The organism is Streptomyces sp. NBC_01260 (assembly GCF_036226405.1).
Lineage (GTDB): Bacteria > Actinomycetota > Actinomycetes > Streptomycetales > Streptomycetaceae > Streptomyces > Streptomyces laculatispora.
Genome location: NZ_CP108464.1, coordinates 8,424,804 through 8,443,531 on the forward strand (window position 1 = coordinate 8,424,804; position 18,728 = coordinate 8,443,531).

The following is an 18,728-nucleotide window of genomic DNA, read 5'->3' on the forward strand; positions in this document are numbered from 1 at the left end:
GATCGGACGGGGCGGTTGTCTGTGTGCCGCCTGACCGTGTGGCGCCTTGTCCGGTGGCGCGGCGGCTGTCGCGGCGCCACCGGTTCGTGCGTGGGCCGGGTTCAATTCGTGTCCGGGCGAACCGGGTTGAGCGGGCGCCGGGCTTTTGGCCGAGCCTTCATCGCTGCGGAATCCCCTGTACCAGGCAGGGCTTCGGGGTTCCCTGAGTGTGGGCATGGGCATGTCACCTCATGACTCGGCCCGACACGCTTCGACCAGGAGGAAGCAGTGAAGAACAGACGACGGATCCGCAAGGTGTCACTCGTGCTGGCCGCGGCCGGGGTGTTGGTCCTGGCCTCGCCGGGCAGTGCCTTCGCGGACGTGCCGGGTGCTCTGCCCGCGAACGCGGACGGACTGGAGCAGACCTTCCAGCCGGCTTACGACTACGACGGCGACGGCTGCTATCCGACCCCCGCCATCGGCCCCGACGGCACCATCGCCCCCGGGCTGAAGACCACCGGCGCCGTCAACGGCAGCTGCCACGACTCCTGGGACCTGGACAACACCAACGGCTACGCGCGCTCCAAGTGCAACAACGGCTGGTGCGCCATCATTTACGGCCTCTACTTCGAGAAGGACCAGGCCGTGGCCGGGAGCGGTCTCGGCGGGCATCGCCACGACTGGGAGCACGTCGTGGTCTGGGTGCAGGGCAACGAGGCGAAGTACGTCTCCACCTCGGCCCACGGCGGATTCAGCGTCTACGGCCGTGACCGGATCCAGTGGGACGGCACCCACCCCAAGGCCGTCTATCACAAGGACGGGATCGGTACGCACTGCTTCCGTCCCGCGACGTCGGGCGACGAGCCGCCTGAGAACCACTACCACCAGTGGCAGTTCCCCGACCTGGTTGGCTGGAACGGATACCCCGAAGGCATCCGGGACAAGTTGGTGCAGGCCGACTTCGGCAGCGCCGTCTTCGGCCTGAAGGACGGAAACTTCGCCGCTCACCTGGCAAAGGCGATGCCCGCAGGCATCCCCTTCGACCCCAACGCCTGACGGGGACGAGGCGTGCGGCGGGGCGCGGCGGGCGCCGGTCAGCGTGCCGCCGCCCCGGCCGGCCGGCCGGGAAGCGGGGCGAAGACGCGGTGGGCCGCCATCGCAGCGCCGCCGCGCGCCCATGTCTCGAACGACAGTGGCCGCACGAGGAGTTCACATCCGGCGGCGGCGCCGAAGGCCTGGTCGGCGAAGGCCCGGCGGATCTCGTCGGCGAACAGGTCGTACGCCGCCACGCCCTCGCCGGAGATGATGATGCGCTCCGGGCCGAAGAGGTTGGCCACCGAGGCGATGCCCAGACCCAGCGCCCGCCCCGCCCGGGTGAAGACGGCGCGAGCCGTGGCATCCCCGGACCGAGCCAGGCGCACGGCGTCGGCGAGGGACAGATCCGCGTCCCCTCTCTGTTCCTGCACCTGGTCGACAATGGCCTGCGTCGACGCGACGGCCTCGATGCAGCCGGTGTTGCCGCAGGTGCAGACCCGGTCGGCATCGCCGACGGGGAGATGTCCCAGTTCGCCCGAGACCCCGAACGCGCCCGAGAGCACCCGGCCGTGGACGGACATCCCGCATCCCACCCCCGCGCCGACCGTGACCAGGGCGAACGAGGAGAGCCCGACCCCGGCGCCGAACCACTGCTCGGCGACGGTGAGGGCCCGTACGTCGTTCTCGATCACCGCCGGAATGCCGGTGGCCTCCTCGACCAGTGCGGCGAGCCGTACTCCGTGCCAGTCCAGGAAGGGCGAGTACCGGACCGTGCCGCTCGGGCCGTCCACATCGCCGGAGACCGTCACGCCGATGCTGTGCGCCGCGGGGCCGGACTCGCCCTCCCCGTGTCCGGCCCGTCCGGACAGCGTGCCGACCAGCCGGGCGACGGCCCTGACCACCGTGCCGACATCCCGGGCGCGGAGCGGGGTCCGGTGGGTGGTCAGCGGTGCGGCCGTGAGGTCGACGAGCATCCCGATCAGCTCGTCCGACGTGATCTTGATTCCGATGAACCTGGCCCGCTCGGGCCGTACCGCCACCAGTGTGGCCGGGCGGCCGGGCTGCCGGTCACCGGACGGGCCGAGCTCGGTGATCCAGCCGTCGTCGAGCAGCGGTGCCGAGGCCTTGGTGACGGCTCCGGAGGAGAGTCCGGTGCGGCGTCCGAGCTCCGCCCGTGTCAACGGGCCCTGAGTCAGCAGGGCCTGGAGGACAAGGGCTGCGGACGGTGGCTGTCGGGAGAGGTTCACCCCGCGGAGGTTACCTTCTGGCCGAAAGCAAGGGGGTGGGTCCGAGGCGGTGGAGCGACCCGGAGCGGGAACGGACCCTCGGATCGGTGCTGAATATATTGACGATGGAAGGAAATGATCGTTACAGTCGCCGCGCTTTCGCCGAAGGCGACAGGCATCGGCCGGATCACCCTGAAGCAGCTGTCACGAGGAGTGTGTCGTGGTGCAGTTCGTGAACCGTCCGTCGGGGTAGGACCGGTGCGATTCCGGTCCTCGGCAGGGGACCGGTGGCACGGGGGCGCCGACGCGGAGCCACGCACCCACCTCCTGGTTTCGAGAGGACACGCCATGACCCGCATCACCACCCGGATCGCGCACCTGCGCGCGGCCGGGGTGAGTTTCGTCGTCGAACTCCGCGCTCCGCTGCCCCGTGTCCTGCACTGGGGTGAAGACCTCGGTGAGCTGACCGGCGACGGTCTCGCTGCCCTCGGGCTGACGGCGGACGCCGCCGTGCTCCGCAGCGCACCCGACGAACCACAGCAGTTCACCGTCTGGCCCACCGAGGCCGACGGCTGGCTGGGCACCCCCGCCCACCAGGGTCACCGGGCCGGGACGGCCACCGCGCCCCGGGTCGCGATGACCGGCGCCGAGGAGCGCCCCGGCGAACTGGTCATCGCCCTCCATGACGCGGACGCCGCCCTCGACATCACCCTCACCTACCGGCTGGACCCGTCCGGCGTGCTGGGGGTGCGCACCAGCGTGTCGTGTCCGGCCGATGCCGATGCCGATGCCGATGCCGACGTCGCCGGCCTCGTCCCGTACGACCTCGCCGCCACCACCGTGCTGCTCCCGCTGCCGAACCGGGCCCAGGAGATCCTGGACTTCTCCGGGAAGTGGTGCCGCGAACGCTCGCCGCAGCGTGGCCGGCTGGCGTTCGCCGGCCATGTCCGCGAGGTGCGCCGGGGCAAGCCCGGACCGGACGCGCCGCATCTCCTGACGGTCGGTGTGCCCGGGTTCGGGTTCCGTACGGGCGAGGTCTGGGCCCTGCACGTGGGGTGGAGCGGCAACCAGCGCTGGCTCGCCGAGCGGCTGCCCGAGGGCGCGGGGGTGCACGGGGGAGTCCTCGGCGGCGGCGAGCTGCTGGCGCCCGGCGAGATCCGGCTGGCCCCGGGCGGCCGGTACGACTCGCCCGAGTGCTTCTTCGCCTGGTCCGGGGAGGGCCTGGACGGACTGGCCGGGCGCTTCCACACGATGCTCCGCGCCCGCCCCGGGCATCCGTCCACGCCGCGTCCGCTGACCCTGAACACCTGGGAGGCGGTCTATTTCGACCACCGCCCCGAACGGCTCCTGGCGCTGGCCGACGACGCCGCCGCCGTCGGGGTGGAACGCCTGGTCCTGGACGATGGCTGGTTCCTCGGCCGCCGGGACGACACGGCGGGACTCGGCGACTGGACGGTGGACCCGCAGATGTGGCCCGAGGGGCTGACGCCGCTGGTGGACCGGGTGCACGCCCACGGGATGCAGTTCGGGCTCTGGGTGGAACCGGAGATGGTGAACCTCGACTCGCGGATGGCCCGGGAGCACCCCGAGTGGATTCTCGGCCCGTCCGCGGGAGTGGGGCCGAGCTCGCGTCATCAGTACGCGGTGAACGTCGCCGACGAGCACGCGTTCGCCCACCTGCTGGAGCGACTGGACGCCCTCGTCACCGAGTACGGCATCGACTACCTGAAGTGGGATCACAACCGGGACCTGCACGAAGCGGTGCAGCGCGGTGCGCACGGCGCCGACCGGCCCGGTGTGCACGCCCAGACGGCGGCCCTCTACCGGCTGATGGACGCGCTGAGGTCGCGCCATCCCGCGCTGGAGATCGAGTCGTGCTCCAGCGGCGGCGGACGCGTCGACCTCGGCGTCCTCGCCCGTACGGACCGGGTCTGGGCATCGGACTGCAACGACCCGTTGGAGCGCCAGTCGATCCAGCGCTGGACCGCCCAGCTGCTGCCGCCCGAGCTCGTCGGCGCCCATGTCGGAGGCCCGCGCAGTCATACGACGGGGCGGGTCGCCGACGACTCGTTCCGGCTGATCACCGCATTGTTCGGCCACGCGGGCATCGAGGACGACCTGACCGCGCGCACCCCGGCGCAGCGCGCGGCGCTGGGCCGGTGGGCGGCGCTGTACAAGGAGTTGCGCGGGCTGCTGCACGGCGGACAGGTCGTCAGGGCGGACCTCGGCGACGAGGCGACGCAACTGCACGGCGTGGTCGCGCCGGACGGCGGCGCGGCGCTGTACTGCTGGGCACGGACGGAGACCTCGGTGGCGGGTCAGTCGGGCCGCGTCCGCCTCCCCGGCCTCACCCCCGGCCGGTCTTACCGGGTCCGGATCCGTACGGAGGCGGGGCTGCCGGCCCTCCACCAGGTCACCGGTCCCCTCTGGTGCACGGCGGCACTCGACGGCTGGGTGCCGATGCCGGGCGCCGTACTGACCGGCGCGGGGCTGCCGATGCCGACGCTCAATCCCGGGCAGGCCCTGCTGATCGAGATCGCGGCCCAGGTGCCCGCGAACTGACCGGCGGCACACCGGTCCGGCCCGACGCGTGCCGGGCCGGTGTGCCGCCGGGCGGCGTCACGGGCTCGCCGCGTCGTAGCCGTAGCTCAGCGGGCCCTCGCCTGCGGGCAGGCCGAGCCGGTAGACGTACAGGGCCTCGGCCCGGACGCCACCCGGTGCGGCCTCCACCTCGCAGGGGCGGGTGACCTGTACGACGGGCGGCCGGTCGGTGACGCGCAGGCGCAGGCCGTGGGCGGGGCCCCCGACGAGTACCGCGTGCTCCTCAGGTGTCGTGCAATCGGTATCCATGCCCATACTTTAAAGGTTGCGCAATAAAAGAACTGTGCTCATGTCCCGACCCGGCTCACCGCACGCCGGGTTCACATCGCCGGGACCCGTACGTACCGTTCGGTGATGTGCAGGTCGGCCTCGATCCGGTCAGCGGCCGAGCGGAGTTGGGGCAGCACATCCGCGACGCACTCCCGCACGCTGCGGCTGCCGCTGTGCATCGCCACGTTGACCGCCGCCACGACCGCGCCGCGGCGGTCGTGAAGGGGGACGGAGACCGAGCGCAGCCCCACCTCCAACTCCTCGTCCACCAGCGCGTATCCCTCCTCGCGGACGCGGTCCAGGGCCGCGCCGAGCAGGCCGGTCCGGGTGACCGTGAACGGGGTGAGGGCCCGCGGTTCGGCCCGGGTGAGCCGGATTTCGCGTTCGGCCGGCGGCAGCGCCGCGAGCAGGACCCGCCCCATGGAGGTCGCATGGGCGGGGAAGCGCGTCCCCACGGTGATGTTGACGCTCATGATGCGGCGGGTCGCGACGCGAGCGGTGTACTGGACGTCGTCGCCGACGAGGACCGCCAACGAGGCCGAGTCCTGGACCCGGTGTGTCAGCGCGGCGAGATGGGGCTGCGCGATCTGCGGCAGGGTCACCCGGGACAACGGGGGGTAGCCGAGGGCCAGTACGCGTGGGGTGAGGCGGTGGGCCCGGTCGTGCGTGGTGACGTACCCGAGGTGCTCCAGGGTGATCAGGGCGCGACGGGCGGTCGCCCGGGCCAGGCCGGTCGCCCGCGCGACATCGGCCAGGGTCAGTGCCTCCCGGCCCTCTCCGAAGACCGCCAGTACGGTCAGGCCGCGCGCGAGGGACTCGATGAACTCGCGGCCCAGCTCCTGCTTGGACGCCCCGGTCCAGGAGGCGAGCGCGGTGGGGGAGTGCGGGGTCCCGGCGGGCGGTGCCTGCCTCAGTCCGTCCTCCATGGCCGCCGCGGCTGCGAGCATCCTGGGCAGCAGGGTGTCGCGCAGGGACGCGGCGGTGTGCCGGCTGGTGTGGCTCACGACGCTGACGAGGCAGGCCACGTCGCCGTCGGGTGAGCGCACCGGCGCGGCGACGGCCACGAGGCCCGGTTCGATCAGCTGGTCGTCCAGGGCCCATCCGTCGCAGCGCGCCCGTTCGACGCGCGCCGCGAAGTCCTTCTCGTCCAAGGGCTGTCGTACGGGTGCGGCGGGGAAGGCCGAGCCCTCGGGGTCCGCGGCCCGGCGCGCCCGCCACCGCTCCCATTCCTCCGCGTCCCAGGCGGCTGCCAGCAGCGGGCCGGGTGCGGTGCGTTCCAGGGGCAGCAGGTCGCCGATGCGGAAGCTCAGGGACATGGCGCGCCGCCGGGTGGCCTGGTGGATGAACCGGATGCCGTCGCCGTCGCCGACCGCGAGGGACACCGATTCGTCGAGTTCGTCCGCCAGCGCGTCCGCACGTGCGCCGAGGAGCGACGGAAGCCGCAGGGCCGCCAGATACGCGTTGCCCAGCTCCATGAGCCGCGGGGCGAGCGTGACATCGCGCCCGTCCAGGCGCACGTACTCCATCCGGGCCAGGGTCGCCGTGATCCGGTCGACGGTGGACCGGGCCAGACCGGTGGCGCGCTCGATACCGCTCGGGCTCATGGTCCCGCCCGCGTCGGTGAGGCGGCGCAGGACCGTGATGCCGCGCATCAGCGGAGCGACCGCCTCGGCCGGCGCCGGCGTCTCGGTCTGCTGGAGCGGGTGGATCGGTGGCATCGGCTCTCCGTCGGGCGTCGTGGGGGAGTCACAGTAATGAATACCGGCAGATGAGGGGCGGGGTGTCCGGAGGCGGTGGGGCGCGAACCGTTGACAGTCGCCCGGCCGGGCGGCAGACTCCGCGTCAACAATAGTGAAGGAAACTTCACCACGCGAACAAATGAGGGGAGGTCCGATGGACAAGGTGGTCGCCTCCGCCGCACGAGCCGTGGCCGACGTACCGGACGGCGCCTCGATCGCGGTCGGTGGATTCGGACTCAGCGGGGTACCCGCCGCACTCATCGGGGCCCTGCACGAAAAGGGAACCGGCGGCCTCCACGTCGTCTCCAACAACTGCGGCGCCCAGGACTCCGGGCTCGCGGTCCTGCTGGCCGCAGGCCGGATCAGCAGGGTCACCGGCTCGTACATCGGCGGCAACAAGGAGTTCGCCCGCCAGTACCTGGCCGGCGAGCTGGAGCTCGAACTCATCCCGCAGGGCACCCTCGCCGAACGGCTGCGGGCCGGCGGAGCCGGCATCCCCGCGTTCTACACCCCGGCCGGGGTCGGCACCCTCGTCGCGGAGGGCGGTATGCCCTGGCGCCATGACCGCGACGGCGGCGTCGCGATCGCCTCACCGGCCAAGGAGGTACGCGACTTCGACGGCACCCCGTACGTCCTGGAGCGGGGTATCCGCACCGACTTCGCCCTGGTCAGGGCAGCCAAGGGGGACCGGCACGGGAACCTCGTCTTCAACAGGGCGGCCCGCAACTTCAATCCGCTCGCGGCCATGGCCGGCCGGATCGCGATCGCCGAGGTCGAGGAACTGGTCGAGCCCGGCGGGATCGACCCCGACCACGTACACCTGCCGGGGATCTTCGTGCGGCGCGTGGTGGCACTGACTCCCGAACAGGCCGCCGACAAAAGGATCGAGCAGCGCACGGTGACGGCACGGACGAGCCCGCGGAAGGACGGCAGCTGATGCCCTGGAACCGCGAGGAGATGGCCGCCCGGGCGGCCGCCGAACTCCGCGACGGCGAGTACGTCAATCTGGGCATCGGCCTCCCGACCCTGATCCCCAACCACCTGCCCGAAGGCGTCCACGTCGTCCTCGAATCCGAGAACGGCATCCTGGGCACCGGACCCTTCCCGTACGACGACGAGGTCGATCCCGACCTGATCAACGCGGGCAAGGAGACGGTCACCGTCCTGCCGGGAGCCTCGTTCTTCGACTCGGCGCTCTCCTTCGGCATGATCCGCGGCGGCCACATCGACACGGCCGTGCTCGGCGCCATGCAGGTCTCCGCCCGCGGCGACCTCGCCAACTGGGCGGTGCCCGGGAAGCTCGTGACCGGCATCGGCGGTGCCATGGACCTCGTGCACGGCGCCCGCCGGGTCATCGTGACGATGACCCACACCGCCAAGGACGGCAGCCCGAAGATCGTCGAGGAGTGCACGCTCCCGCTCACCGGCCGGGCCTGCGTCCACCGGATCATCACCGATCTGGCCGTCCTGGAGGTGACCGGCACCGGACTGGTGCTGACCGAGACCGCGCCGGGCGTCAGCACCGCCGACGTACTCGACCGGACCGCCGCCCCGGTCCGCGTCGACGAGGAAATCGAACCGTGAGTCATTCGCCCCGCACGCTCCGGGGCCCGGAATCGCGCGCCGAAGGCTCCCGCGCGGCCGCGCCGCGCACCGGCGCCGGGCGTGCACCCGCCCCCGTACCGGAAAGGCAGGACCGACACGCATGACCACCCCACCCGCTCCGGCCGGCACCATCGAGCCCCCCGCGCTCACCCAGGCCCGCATCAGTGCCGAGATCGCCGCCGCGCGCGACGACTACGCCAGGTCGATCGCCGCCGGCGCACCCGTGCGACCGCACCCCGACCGGGACTACGCCCCCTATCGCAGCAGCACCCTGCGCCACCCGCGCCACCCATTGACACCCATGGCAGCCGACCCGGAGGACGTCGAGCTCTCCGGCCCCGTCTTCGGGGTCACCGACATCACCGACCTCGACCACGACCTCACCCGCCAACACCGGGGAGAGCCCCAGGGGGAGCGGATCACGGTCACCGGCCGCGTCCTCGACCGGTCGGGCCGTCCCGTACGCGGCCAGCTCGTCGAGATCTGGCAGGCCAACGCCTCCGGCCGCTACGCCCACCTGCGCGACCAGCACCCCGCACCGCTCGACCCGCACTTCACCGGCGTGGGCCGCTGCCTGACGGACGATCAGGGCACCTACTCCTTCGTCACCGTCAAGCCCGGCGCGTACCCGTGGCGCAACCACGACAACGCCTGGCGCCCCGCCCACATCCACTTCTCACTGTTCGGGTCCGCGTTCACCCAGCGTCTGATCACTCAGATGTACTTCCCCGGCGACCCGCTCTTCGCCTACGACCCGATCCTTCAGTCCGTCACCGACGACGACGCCCGCGGCCGTCTCGTCGCGGCGTACGACCACGACCTGTCCACCCCCGAATGGTCGCTCGGCTACCGCTGGGACATCGTCCTCGACGGCCCGTCCGCGACCTGGACAGAGGAGGGCCGCTGATGTCCGCCCCCACTCCCACCGCCGCTCCGGGGGCGCTCGCGCCCACCCCGTCGCAGACCGTCGGCCCCTTCTACGGCTACGCCCTGCCCTTCGCGGGCGGCGGCGACATCGCCCCCGCCGGCCATCGCGGCGCCCTGGTCCTGCACGGCCAGGTCCTCGACGGGGCCGGTGCACCGGTGCCGGACGCCGTCGTCGAGGTGTGGCAGCCCGCCCCCGACGGTTCACGGCACGGCGCGCCCGGCTCGCTGCGCCGCGACCCGGTCACCGGAGCGGTCACCGGCCGCCACGGCCTCGCCTTCACCGGCTTCGGCCGGGTGCCGACGGACGCCGACGGGCACTACGCCGTACGGACCCTGCCGCCGGGTGGAGTCCCCTACGTGGCGATCATCGTGTTCGCCCGCGGGCTGACACACCACCTGCACACCCGGGCCTATCTCCACGACGCCGCAGGTCTCGTGGAGGACCGGCTGCTGTCGGGCCTGCCGGAGCGGCGCCGGGCGACGCTCGTGACCACACCGGAGGACACCGGCGTCCACCGCTTCGATATCCGTCTGCAGCACGACGGTGTGCATGAGGAGACGGTCTTCCTTGACTTCGGCTGACGTATCCGCCGACACCGGCCTGCTCTCACCGGTCCGTGCCGGAACGGCCGTCGAGGAGGCGACGGGCGATGCCGCGTACGTACGGGCGCTGCTCGCCGCCGAGGTGGCGCTCGTGCGCGCCCAGACCTCGCTCGGACACGCACCGGCCGGGGCGGCGGCTGCCGTCGCGTCGGCCGCCGCCGACACCGCCCGGTTCGACGCGCGCTCGCTGGCCCTGCGGGCCCGCACCGGCGGCAACCCGGTCATCCCGCTGGTGGCCGACCTGACCGCGGCCGTCGCCGAGGAGGCCCCGGAGGCGGCGGCCCATGTCCATCGCGGAGCGACCAGCCAGGACATCCTCGACACCGCCGCCATGATGGTGGTGTCCGAGGCCCTGGGCCTGATCCTGGCCGACCTGGACCGGGTCGCCGCCGCCCTGGCGCGGACAGCCGCCGAGCACCGCGACACCCCGATGGCGGGCCGCACCCTCACCCAGCACGCCGTGCCGACGACCTTCGGGCTGAAGGCCGTCGGCTGGCGCAGCCTGGTCCTCGACGCATCAGCCAGGCTCACCGCCGTCCGGTCCACCCTTCCGGCCCAGCTGGGCGGAGCGGCAGGGACCTTGGCGGCTTTCGAGGCCTTTGTGCCCTCCGGGAATCCGGAGTCAAGGCCCGATGCGTCCTTCCCCGATGCGTCCACCACCAATGCCTCCGCCCGTGTTGCGTCCGCCGCCGATGTGTCCGCGACTCAGGACGTCGGCGTCCGGCTTGTCGAGGCGTACGCCACCGCGACCGGACTGGCCGCACCCGCACTGCCCTGGCACAGCCTGCGCACCCCGGTCGCCGACCTCGGCGGGGCGCTGGCCTTCGCCTCGGGAGCGCTCGGCAAACTGGCCGCCGACGTACTCCTGCTCTCCCGCACCGAGATCGGCGAGCTCTCCGAGAAGACCGGCGGGCCGTCGTCCGCGATGCCGCACAAGGCGAACCCGGCCCGTGCCGTCCTCATCGCCTCGGCCGCCCGCCAGGTCCCCGCACTCGCGGGCATCCTGTACGGCTCCCTCGCGGCCGAGGACGAACGCCCGCCGGGAGCCTGGCACGCCGAATGGCAGCCGCTGCGCGAAGCCCTGCGCACGGTCGGCGGAGCCGCCGACGCGGCGGCCGCACTCGCCGAAGGACTGCGTGTCCACCCTCGGCGCATGCGCGAGAACCTCGGCATCACCGGCGGACTGATCGTCAGCGAACGACTCGTCGCCGCACTCTCGGACCTGGTCGGACGGGCCGCGGCCCGCACGGCGGTGACCAGTGCCGCCGGTCGCGCCGCCCGTGACGGGACGGAACTCCGCGAGGCGCTGCGTCAGGAGCCCGCGCTGGCAGACGTCATCTCCGACGACCGGCTGCGTACCCTCACCGACCCGGCCGGCTACACGGGCTCGTCCGGCGTCCTCGTCGACCGCGCACTGCGCCGCCCGAACGCTCCGTCCTGAAGGTGCGGCCACCCGCCCTCTCCCGGCGCCCCGTCGCATCCGGCCGCGCCCGCCCTCTCTGCCAACCCGTCCGCACCCGCCGACCCAGGAGCCCCATGACAGCCCCGCTCTCCTCCGGCACCCCCGCCCCGCGCCTCCTGCACCATCAGGTGGACGGCCCGCTCTCCGCCCCGCCCCTCGTCCTCGGGCCCTCCCTCGGCACCTCGCTGGCCGTCTGGGACGGTCAGGTCGCCGGGCTGGCCCGCAGCCACCGGGTGGTCCGCTGGGACCTGCCCGGACACGGCGGCACCCCGGGCGCCCTGCTCGCCGGAGCCGGGGGCGTCGCCGAGCTCGGCGCCCATGTGCTGCGGCTCGCCGACGCGCTCGGCATCGGCCGGTTCGCGTACGCGGGCATTTCCCTCGGCGGCGCCGTGGGCACCTGGCTGGCCGTCCACCATCCCGACCGGATCACCTCGCTCGCGCTCGTGTGCTCGTCGGCCCGGTTCGGCGAACCGCAGGCGTGGCGCGAACGCGCCTGTCTGGTGCGGGACGAGGGCATCGGTCCGGTCGCGGAGACCGCGACGGGCCGCTGGTTCACCGCGGACTTCGCCCGGAGCCCCGCCGCCCGTGCCGCCCTCGATGACCTGCGGGCCGTCGACCCCGAGGCGTACGCCACGCTGTGCGACGCCCTCGCCGCCCACGACCTGCGCGGCGAACTCGCGGGCATCACGGCTCCCACCCTCGTCGTGGCCGGCCGGGAGGATCCGGCGACCCCGGTCGCCCACGCCCGAGAACTGGCCGACACCATCCCCGGATCGACACTGATCGAGCTTCCGGGTGCCTCACACCTGGCCAACGTCGAACGGCCCGAACCCGTACGGACCGCGCTGCTCAGCCACTTCGCACCCGGCACCGCACCCGGCGCCGACGACGCCTCCCGGCACGCCGCGGGGCAGGCCGTACGCCGTGCCGTCCTGGGTGACGCGCATGTCGACCGGGCCACGGCCCGGACCACGCCCTTCACCGCAGTCTTCCAGGACTTCATCACCCGCTACGCCTGGGGCGAGGTGTGGACCAGGCCCGGTCTCGACCGCCGGACCAGACGCTGCCTCACCCTCACCGCCCTGGTGGCCCTCGGGCATCACGGAGAACTGGCCATGCACCTGCGGGCCGCGCTGAGCAGCGGTGACCTCACCCCCGAGGACGTCCAGGAAGTCCTGTTGCAGGCAGCCGTCTACTGCGGAGTCCCGGCGGCCAACGCCGCGTTCGCCGCGGCGGACCGGATCCTCGCAGAGATCACCCACGCCGCAGCGGAGAACTAGGCCGTGTCCGCGAAGTCCCGCCCGGCCCGCGACGCCCGGCACTTTCCCCAAGCTCTCGGCTCCGTTCGAGCAGGGGAGACCCCACCCGCCTCAGTCCTCCGCCCCGCAGCTGTACGCACCAGACCCGGCTCGCTGATCCGGCCTGATCCAAACGAGAGGCTCCAGCCCATGCACACAACCGTCGGGATCATCGGCGGCGGACCGGCAGGTCTCCTGCTCGCCCGTCTGCTGTACCGCGCAGGCATCGACTGCGTGGTCCTGGAAAGCCAGGACCGCGCGTACGTCGAGCAGCGCCAGCGCGCCGGAATCCTTGAGCAGGCCACCGTCGACGCGCTCCGCGAGGCCGGTGCCGCCGGGCGTCTCGACGCCGAGGGGCTGGTGCACGACGGCATCGAGCTGCGCTGGGACGGCCGGGCGCACCGTATCGATTTCCCCTCCCTCACCGGCGGCCGCCGGGTGTGGGTCTACGCCCAGACCGAGGTCGTCAAGGACCTCATTGCCCTGCAACTCGCGGACGGCGCCCCGCTGCACTTCGGAGCCCGGGTCACCGCGGTCGAGGGGGCCGACACGGACCGGCCGACCGTCCACTACACGCACGAGGGCCGCAACGCCGAGCTCACTTGCGACTACGTGGTGGGCTGCGACGGATTCCACGGGGTGACGCGCACGGCGGTCCCCGCCGACGTGCGGCGTACGTACGAGCGGACGTACCCGTACTCATGGTTCGGAATCCTGGCCGATGTCCCGCCCTCCTGCGACGAGTTGGTCTACGCCCACTCCCCGCGCGGGTTCGCCCTGCACAGCATGCGCTCACCGGAGGTCAGCCGCCTCTACCTCCAGGTGCCCAACGGAACCGACCCCACCGACTGGCCGGACACACGGATCTGGGACGAGCTCGACGCCCGGTTCGCCGTCGAGGGCGACTGGAAGCTGCGGCGTGGTCCCATCACGTCGAAGTCCGTCGTGCCGATCCGCAGCTCCGTCACCGAACCCATGCGGTACGGCCGGGTCCTCCTCGCGGGCGATGCCGCCCACATCGTCCCGCCCACCGGTGCGAAGGGGCTCAACCTGGCGGCAGCCGACGTCGTCGTCCTGGCCCGTGCGCTGGTGCGGAAGCAGCGTACGGGTTCGGCCGATCTGCTGGACGCCTACTCCGACACCTGCCTGCGCCGGGTGTGGCGGGCCGAGCACTTCTCGTACTTCATGACCACCACGCTGCACACCGACCCGGAACAGACAGGCTTCGACACCCGGCTGCAGATCTCGCAGCTGGACAGGATCGCCGCCTCGCCGCACGCCGAGGCGGAGCTGGCGCAGAACTACACAGGTCTCCCACTGCCGTAAGGATCTCCGCGGATGTCACGGTCAGCTGTCGCGCGATCCCGTAGCCGTGGCCGCCACCGGGCCGTCAGCCGTCCTGGGCCGCGTTCAGCAGGTCCAGGGCGCTGTGCTGGCAGCCGTTGCCCGTCACGGTGAAGGGCCCGGCCCAGTGCGGGCCGTACTGGTCCAGCGAGTTCCGGTTCCGCGCGTACAGGGTGCCCGCCTGCCGGTCCAGATAGCCGCTGTACGGGTGGTCCGCCAGCTCCTTGTCCAGGATGCCGAGGCCGCGTGCGTAGGCACCCTTGAACGAGTCGCCGTCCGAGGTGCACCCGGTTCCGTCGGGCTCGTACGGCTCGTGCAGGGTGCCACCCGGATTGAGGTAGCCCGAGGACGTCGAGGCGTCGGCGAGGGTGCGGGCGCTGCTGAGCAGTGCCGCGTCACCGGTGGCGCGGTGCAGTTCCGCCAGGCCGGCCAGGATCACACCCTGGTTGTAGGTCCAGGTGGTGTCGCCGTTGTTCGCGCACGCCGACGTGAGCCCGTCGTTGACGGTCCCGCCGGAGTTGATCATTCCGGTGCCCCGGAACCACGCCCACTCGTCCTCGGCGCGCTGGAGGTACGCGGTGTCCCCGCCGATCCGGTTGTGCAGCGACGCGTTCAGCTGGAGGTAGAGCTCGTTGGTCACGGCGTTCTTGTAGGGCTTGTCGGTGGCCCACTGCACGCCGCCGCCGCACGTGGAGGTCCAGTAGTCGTGCATGTGGTCGGCGTCCTTGCGCGCGGTCTCCAGATACCGCGCGTCGCCGGTCACGTCGTACGCGGCCACCCACGCCAGTCCCCACCAGCCGGTGTCGTCCAGGTACGAGTTGGTGAAGTCGCCGTCCTCGGCGCCGATGAGCTTCTCGTACGTGGTGGAGATCGCGTACCGGTAGCTCTGCATCCCGCTGATCCGGATGTTGTCGATCAGGGAGGTGAGGGCGGTCGCCGACGTCCACCAGCCGGCGAACTTCCCGGTGTCCCGGTGGTACTCCATCATGAGCGAGGTCGCGGCGGCGGTGCTCCTGCTCGCCGCGTTCCAATCGGTGCGCGCCCAGCCGGTGCAGGAGATCTCCGCCCGGTTCCCGGCCTTGCCGCACGCCCGGAGTGCGCCGATCCCACCAGTGTTCCACTCGTCCACGTTGTACATCTGCGAGCGCCAGCCGGTGGCGCCGGCCGGGACGGCGGTCGCACCGAGCCTGCTGCCGGAGGACCACGTCCGGCCGCCGTCGAACGACCGGTCCAGCCAGACCTGGTCGCCCGCCACGGCGCCGTCGATGGACGCCCAGCCCATGACATCGTTGTCGGAAAGGTGGAGCGCTATGCCGCGCCCGTAGATGGAGGCGGTGACCGAGGTACGGTCGCCCGTGGCGTTCTGCGGGTCGCGGGCGTCACAGAACTTGTTGCACACCGCGCCGTCGGCCGCCTTCGCGGTGGCCGGTGCCGTACCGACGGTCAGTGCGGCCGTCACGGCGAGCAGCGAGGCGAGCAGAGCGGCTCTTGCGGGGCGGTCGGGCCTCGTGGGGGGCATCGCCAGGTCCTCCGTCATTCGTGCGGGGCTTGTGGTTACCGCAAGCAAGGGAATCCGGGCGCCTTGTGCATGTCAAGATGCCACGAGAGGCCGCCTGCCCGGGACTTCCCTCGATTGGCGGGGGTCGACGGGCAGGACTGGCGACCTTGGGGGAAATTGAGGTCGGGGCATGTTGGCCTGGCGGTTTGGCTAGGGGGTGATCAGGTGGCCGTGGTGAGGACGGGCACGAGTTCGGTGCTCGTGCGACGTCGGGTCGCTCGTCGGGCTGCGCGCGGTCGGAGACCAGGTCGGCGATGGCGAGGCGGGTCGGCGCGTGTATTCCCCCCAAGGTCGTTAGTCCATCCAGCCCCACCCGCTGACGATGTATCCGTTTTCATCCTTCTGTCAACGTTTCGCATGATTTCATCTCGCCATGGAGGCGAACAAGTGATGACTGGAGACCGACAGCAGGACACGAATACCCGGGCGATCACGTCACGGCGACGCGTACTGGCCGCAGCCGCACTCGCACCGATGCTGACCGCAGCAGGGCCGGCCGCCGCTCGCACCCTGCCCGCCGGGATGACCGGGCCGGGGCACGGCAAGCGGGTCAAGCCGGTGCCGACCGGCCTGGCGGACTGGGCGGGCGTGGCGAGAGCGCTGGGCCGCCCCGGCAACATGCTGCGCGGAACGACGTACCACACGGGTTTCCCCCGACGGGACCTCCACGTGGTCTCCGACGGCGTCGTCGTCACACCGGGGCTCGCGCTGGGTACGCATGTGGCCTTCGTCCGATACGCCGACGGCAGCACGATGCTGATGGGCGATGTGGTGGTCACCGAGAACGAACTGCAGTGTGTGACCGACGCCTGGCAGGCACACGGAATCGAGCAGACCGCGCTCCACAAGCACCTGCTCGCCCAGACCCCCGACATCTGGTGGACCCACGTCCACGCACACGGTCACGACGCGGTGGCCCTGGCCCGCGGCCTGCGCGCCGGATTCGACCGCACCGGGACCCCGCCCGCCCTGCCGCCCGGCCCGCCGGCCCCGGTCGGCCTGGACATCGCCGGAATGGAGGCGGCGCTCGGCGCCAAGGGCTCCACCGAGGACGGGCTCTACAAGGTCATCTATGTCCGCCGCGAGACCATTGCGGACGGCCATCTGATCCTGCCCCCCGGCCTGGGCTCGACCAGTGCGTTCAACTTCCAGCCGCTGGGCGGCGGCCGGGCCGCGCTCAGCGGTGACTGCGTCATGCTCGCCGATGAGGTCCAGAACGTGCTGAAGGCGTTGCGGCGCGGGGGGATCAAGCTCGTCGAGCTGCACAACCACCACCTGGCGGAGGACCCCCGCCTGTTCTTCACCCACTTCTGGGCCGTGGGCGACGGCGTCGAGCTCGCCCGTGCGGTGCGCCCCGCGGTGGACGCCACCAACGTCGTACCGTCCGGCTGAGACCGGCTGTTCACTCCGACCCCGGTGAACGCGCCCGACCGGCTGGGCAGGGTCGCTGGACCGATTGCGCCGGTCCAGCGACCCCGGCCGGCGAATCCGTTCTGCATATGGACCAATCGGCCCGGAGTGGCGCGTGCCTGTGCGGGTGACCGGGCACCCATGTCCCGTCCAGCCCGCAGATTCCTCGAAACACCCGTCAGATCCCCCCTCTGGAGCCCCGTATGGAACCAGTCGCCGGCGCACGGCACTGCCCGTTCGACTATGCCGAAGCCCTCGAATTCGACCCGGTACTCAGGCACTTGATGACCAAAGAACCCGTCTCCCGCATCCGGCTGCCGCACGGCGACGGCGAGGCATGGCTCGTCACCGGCTACGACGACGTGCGCACGGTGACCACCGACCGGCGCTTCAGCCGGAGCGCCATCATCGGCCGGAACTTCCCGCGCATGACCCCTGAGCCGATCGTTCAGGACGAAGCGATCAACGTGATGGACCCGCCGGGCAGCAGCCGCCTGCGCAGCCTGATCTCGAAGGGCTTCGCGCCTCGCCACATGGAGCGCATGAAGGTACGTACCCAGCATGTCGTGGACGAGCTGCTGGACCGGATGGAGGAGCACGGCGCCCCGGCCGACCTCTTCGAGCATCTGGCGGCCCCGCTGCCCCTGACCACCATCTGCGAGGTCCTCGACATTCCCGAGGCCGACCGCGCACAGCTGCGCACCCATGCCCGGACCATGATGGACACGACCGTCCAGAACCGGGACGCCGCGGTACGGGCCAAGGCCGATCTCCGCGCCTACTTCCAGAAGCTGACGGCGCAGCGGCGCGAGAACCCGGGCGACGACCTGATCAGCGCGCTGGCCACGGCCCGCGACGGGGACGAGATCCTCAACGCCCAGGAACTGACCGTGATGGCCATGGTCCTGCTCATCACCGGCCAGGACACCACCACGTACGAGATCGGGAACATTGCCTACACGCTGCTCACCAGGCCCGACGAGCTCGCGATGTTGCGCGACCGCCCCGGCATGCTCCCGCAGGCCATCGAGGAACTGCTGCGCTTCATCCCCTTCCGCAAGGGTGTCGGCATCCCTCGTGTCGCCACCGAGGACGTGGAACTGAGCGGGGTGATGATCCGGCAGGGGGACATCGTGCATGTCTCCTATCTGACGGCCAACCGCGACGCCCGGAAGTTCGACCGGCCCGACGAGCTGAATCTGGAACGCGACAATCCGTCCCATATGACCTTCGGCTGGGGCGGCCATCACTGTCTCGGCGCCCCGCTCGCCGCCACGGAGCTCCAGGTCGCCATCGGAACTCTGCTCGAACGCTTCCCCGCTCTGAAGCTGGCGACTCCGGCCGAGGAAGTGCGCTGGAACAAGACCTCGATCTGGCGCTATCCACTCGAACTGCCTGTCACCTGGTGACAGGGGCGGTCCGGCAGCTCACCGGGCCTCTGTGCACGGACAGTGGCTGTCATCGATGATGCGTCGCTCCAGGACGCCCGGCAACCCGGAGGAATCCCGGGGTGCCGGGCGTCCTGTCACGCCCGGCTGCGCGCTGTGCGCCGGCTCGACGTGCGGCCCTGATCCGCCTGCCGTAGCGTGATCTCGACGGCCACCCACCCAAGCCGTGGCGGATCAGCATCCGCCCACGAACGGCTAGAACTCAGTCTTCGACGGTCGGCCC

At 71.8% G+C, this 18,728-nt stretch carries 15 protein-coding genes; 11 read left to right on the forward strand and 4 right to left on the reverse strand.

Annotation, left to right across the window (positions count from 1 at the left end; genetic code table 11):
* Positions 1-267: 267 nt before the first annotated feature.
* On the forward strand, positions 268-1,035 hold the full coding sequence (locus OG322_RS37565; RefSeq protein WP_123465200.1) for an NPP1 family protein: 768 nt from the start codon (positions 268-270) through the stop codon (positions 1,033-1,035).
* A 38-nt stretch (positions 1,036-1,073) separates the two neighbouring features.
* On the opposite strand, the gene OG322_RS37570 is transcribed toward OG322_RS37565, so the two are convergent.
* Complete coding sequence (locus OG322_RS37570) at positions 1,074-2,261, reverse strand: ROK family transcriptional regulator (protein WP_329307553.1); 1,188 nt, start codon at positions 2,259-2,261, stop codon at positions 1,074-1,076.
* A 327-nt stretch (positions 2,262-2,588) separates the two neighbouring features.
* Here OG322_RS37570 and OG322_RS37575 point away from each other — a divergent pair, with 327 nt between their 5' ends.
* Complete coding sequence (locus tag OG322_RS37575; RefSeq protein ID WP_329307554.1) at positions 2,589-4,802, forward strand: alpha-galactosidase; 2,214 nt, start codon at positions 2,589-2,591, stop codon at positions 4,800-4,802.
* A 57-nt stretch (positions 4,803-4,859) separates the two neighbouring features.
* On the opposite strand, the gene OG322_RS37580 is transcribed toward OG322_RS37575, so the two are convergent.
* Positions 4,860-5,090, reverse strand: coding sequence for a hypothetical protein (locus OG322_RS37580; RefSeq protein ID WP_123466421.1), 231 nt, complete (start codon positions 5,088-5,090; stop codon positions 4,860-4,862).
* A gap of 71 nt (positions 5,091-5,161) precedes the next feature.
* Entirely contained in the window at positions 5,162-6,829 is a 1,668-nt protein-coding gene (locus OG322_RS37585) for an IclR family transcriptional regulator domain-containing protein (RefSeq protein WP_124285869.1), read from the reverse strand.
* 175 nt (positions 6,830-7,004) lie between these two features.
* On the opposite strand from OG322_RS37585, the gene OG322_RS37590 reads away from it, so the two are divergent.
* From OG322_RS37590 to OG322_RS37620, 7 genes are all read left to right on the forward strand, one after another.
* On the forward strand, positions 7,005-7,787 hold the full coding sequence (locus OG322_RS37590; RefSeq protein WP_123465209.1) for a CoA transferase subunit A: 783 nt from the start codon (positions 7,005-7,007) through the stop codon (positions 7,785-7,787).
* Positions 7,787-8,434: a 3-oxoacid CoA-transferase subunit B gene (locus OG322_RS37595; protein WP_123465211.1), complete on the forward strand. Its 648-nt coding sequence runs from the start codon at positions 7,787-7,789 to the stop codon at positions 8,432-8,434. Before OG322_RS37590 ends, OG322_RS37595 begins: the two co-directional genes overlap by 1 nt.
* Before the next feature lie 121 nt (positions 8,435-8,555).
* On the forward strand, positions 8,556-9,362 hold the full coding sequence (pcaH, locus tag OG322_RS37600) for a protocatechuate 3,4-dioxygenase subunit beta (RefSeq protein WP_124285870.1): 807 nt from the start codon (positions 8,556-8,558) through the stop codon (positions 9,360-9,362).
* Positions 9,362-9,964 (forward strand): protocatechuate 3,4-dioxygenase subunit alpha, encoded by a 603-nt coding sequence (gene pcaG, locus OG322_RS37605; RefSeq protein ID WP_123465215.1) that lies wholly within the window; start codon positions 9,362-9,364, stop codon positions 9,962-9,964. Before pcaH ends, pcaG begins: the two co-directional genes overlap by 1 nt.
* Positions 9,933-11,426: a lyase family protein gene (locus tag OG322_RS37610; RefSeq protein WP_124285871.1), complete on the forward strand. Its 1,494-nt coding sequence runs from the start codon at positions 9,933-9,935 to the stop codon at positions 11,424-11,426. The genes pcaG and OG322_RS37610 overlap by 32 nt, the downstream gene beginning before the upstream one ends.
* Before the next feature lie 95 nt (positions 11,427-11,521).
* Positions 11,522-12,727 carry a bifunctional 3-oxoadipate enol-lactonase/4-carboxymuconolactone decarboxylase PcaDC gene (pcaDC, locus tag OG322_RS37615; RefSeq protein ID WP_329307555.1) on the forward strand — a complete coding sequence of 402 codons (1,206 nt, stop codon included), beginning with the start codon at positions 11,522-11,524 and terminating at the stop codon, positions 12,725-12,727.
* 168 nt (positions 12,728-12,895) lie between these two features.
* Positions 12,896-14,071 (forward strand): 4-hydroxybenzoate 3-monooxygenase, encoded by a 1,176-nt coding sequence (locus tag OG322_RS37620; protein ID WP_329307556.1) that lies wholly within the window; start codon positions 12,896-12,898, stop codon positions 14,069-14,071.
* A gap of 64 nt (positions 14,072-14,135) precedes the next feature.
* Here the strand turns inward: OG322_RS37620 and OG322_RS37625 are convergent, their stop codons facing one another.
* Entirely contained in the window at positions 14,136-15,608 is a 1,473-nt protein-coding gene (locus OG322_RS37625; protein WP_329307557.1) for a glycoside hydrolase family 76 protein, read from the reverse strand.
* Between the two features lie 429 nt (positions 15,609-16,037).
* Here OG322_RS37625 and OG322_RS37630 point away from each other — a divergent pair, with 429 nt between their 5' ends.
* The gene (locus OG322_RS37630) at positions 16,038-17,039 is read left to right on the forward strand and encodes a DUF1259 domain-containing protein (protein WP_124285874.1); all 1,002 of its coding nucleotides are present in this window, start codon (positions 16,038-16,040) and stop codon (positions 17,037-17,039) included.
* Between the two features lie 221 nt (positions 17,040-17,260).
* Positions 17,261-18,466: a cytochrome P450 gene (locus OG322_RS37635; protein ID WP_123465225.1), complete on the forward strand. Its 1,206-nt coding sequence runs from the start codon at positions 17,261-17,263 to the stop codon at positions 18,464-18,466.
* The last annotated feature ends 262 nt before the right edge of the window (positions 18,467-18,728 follow it).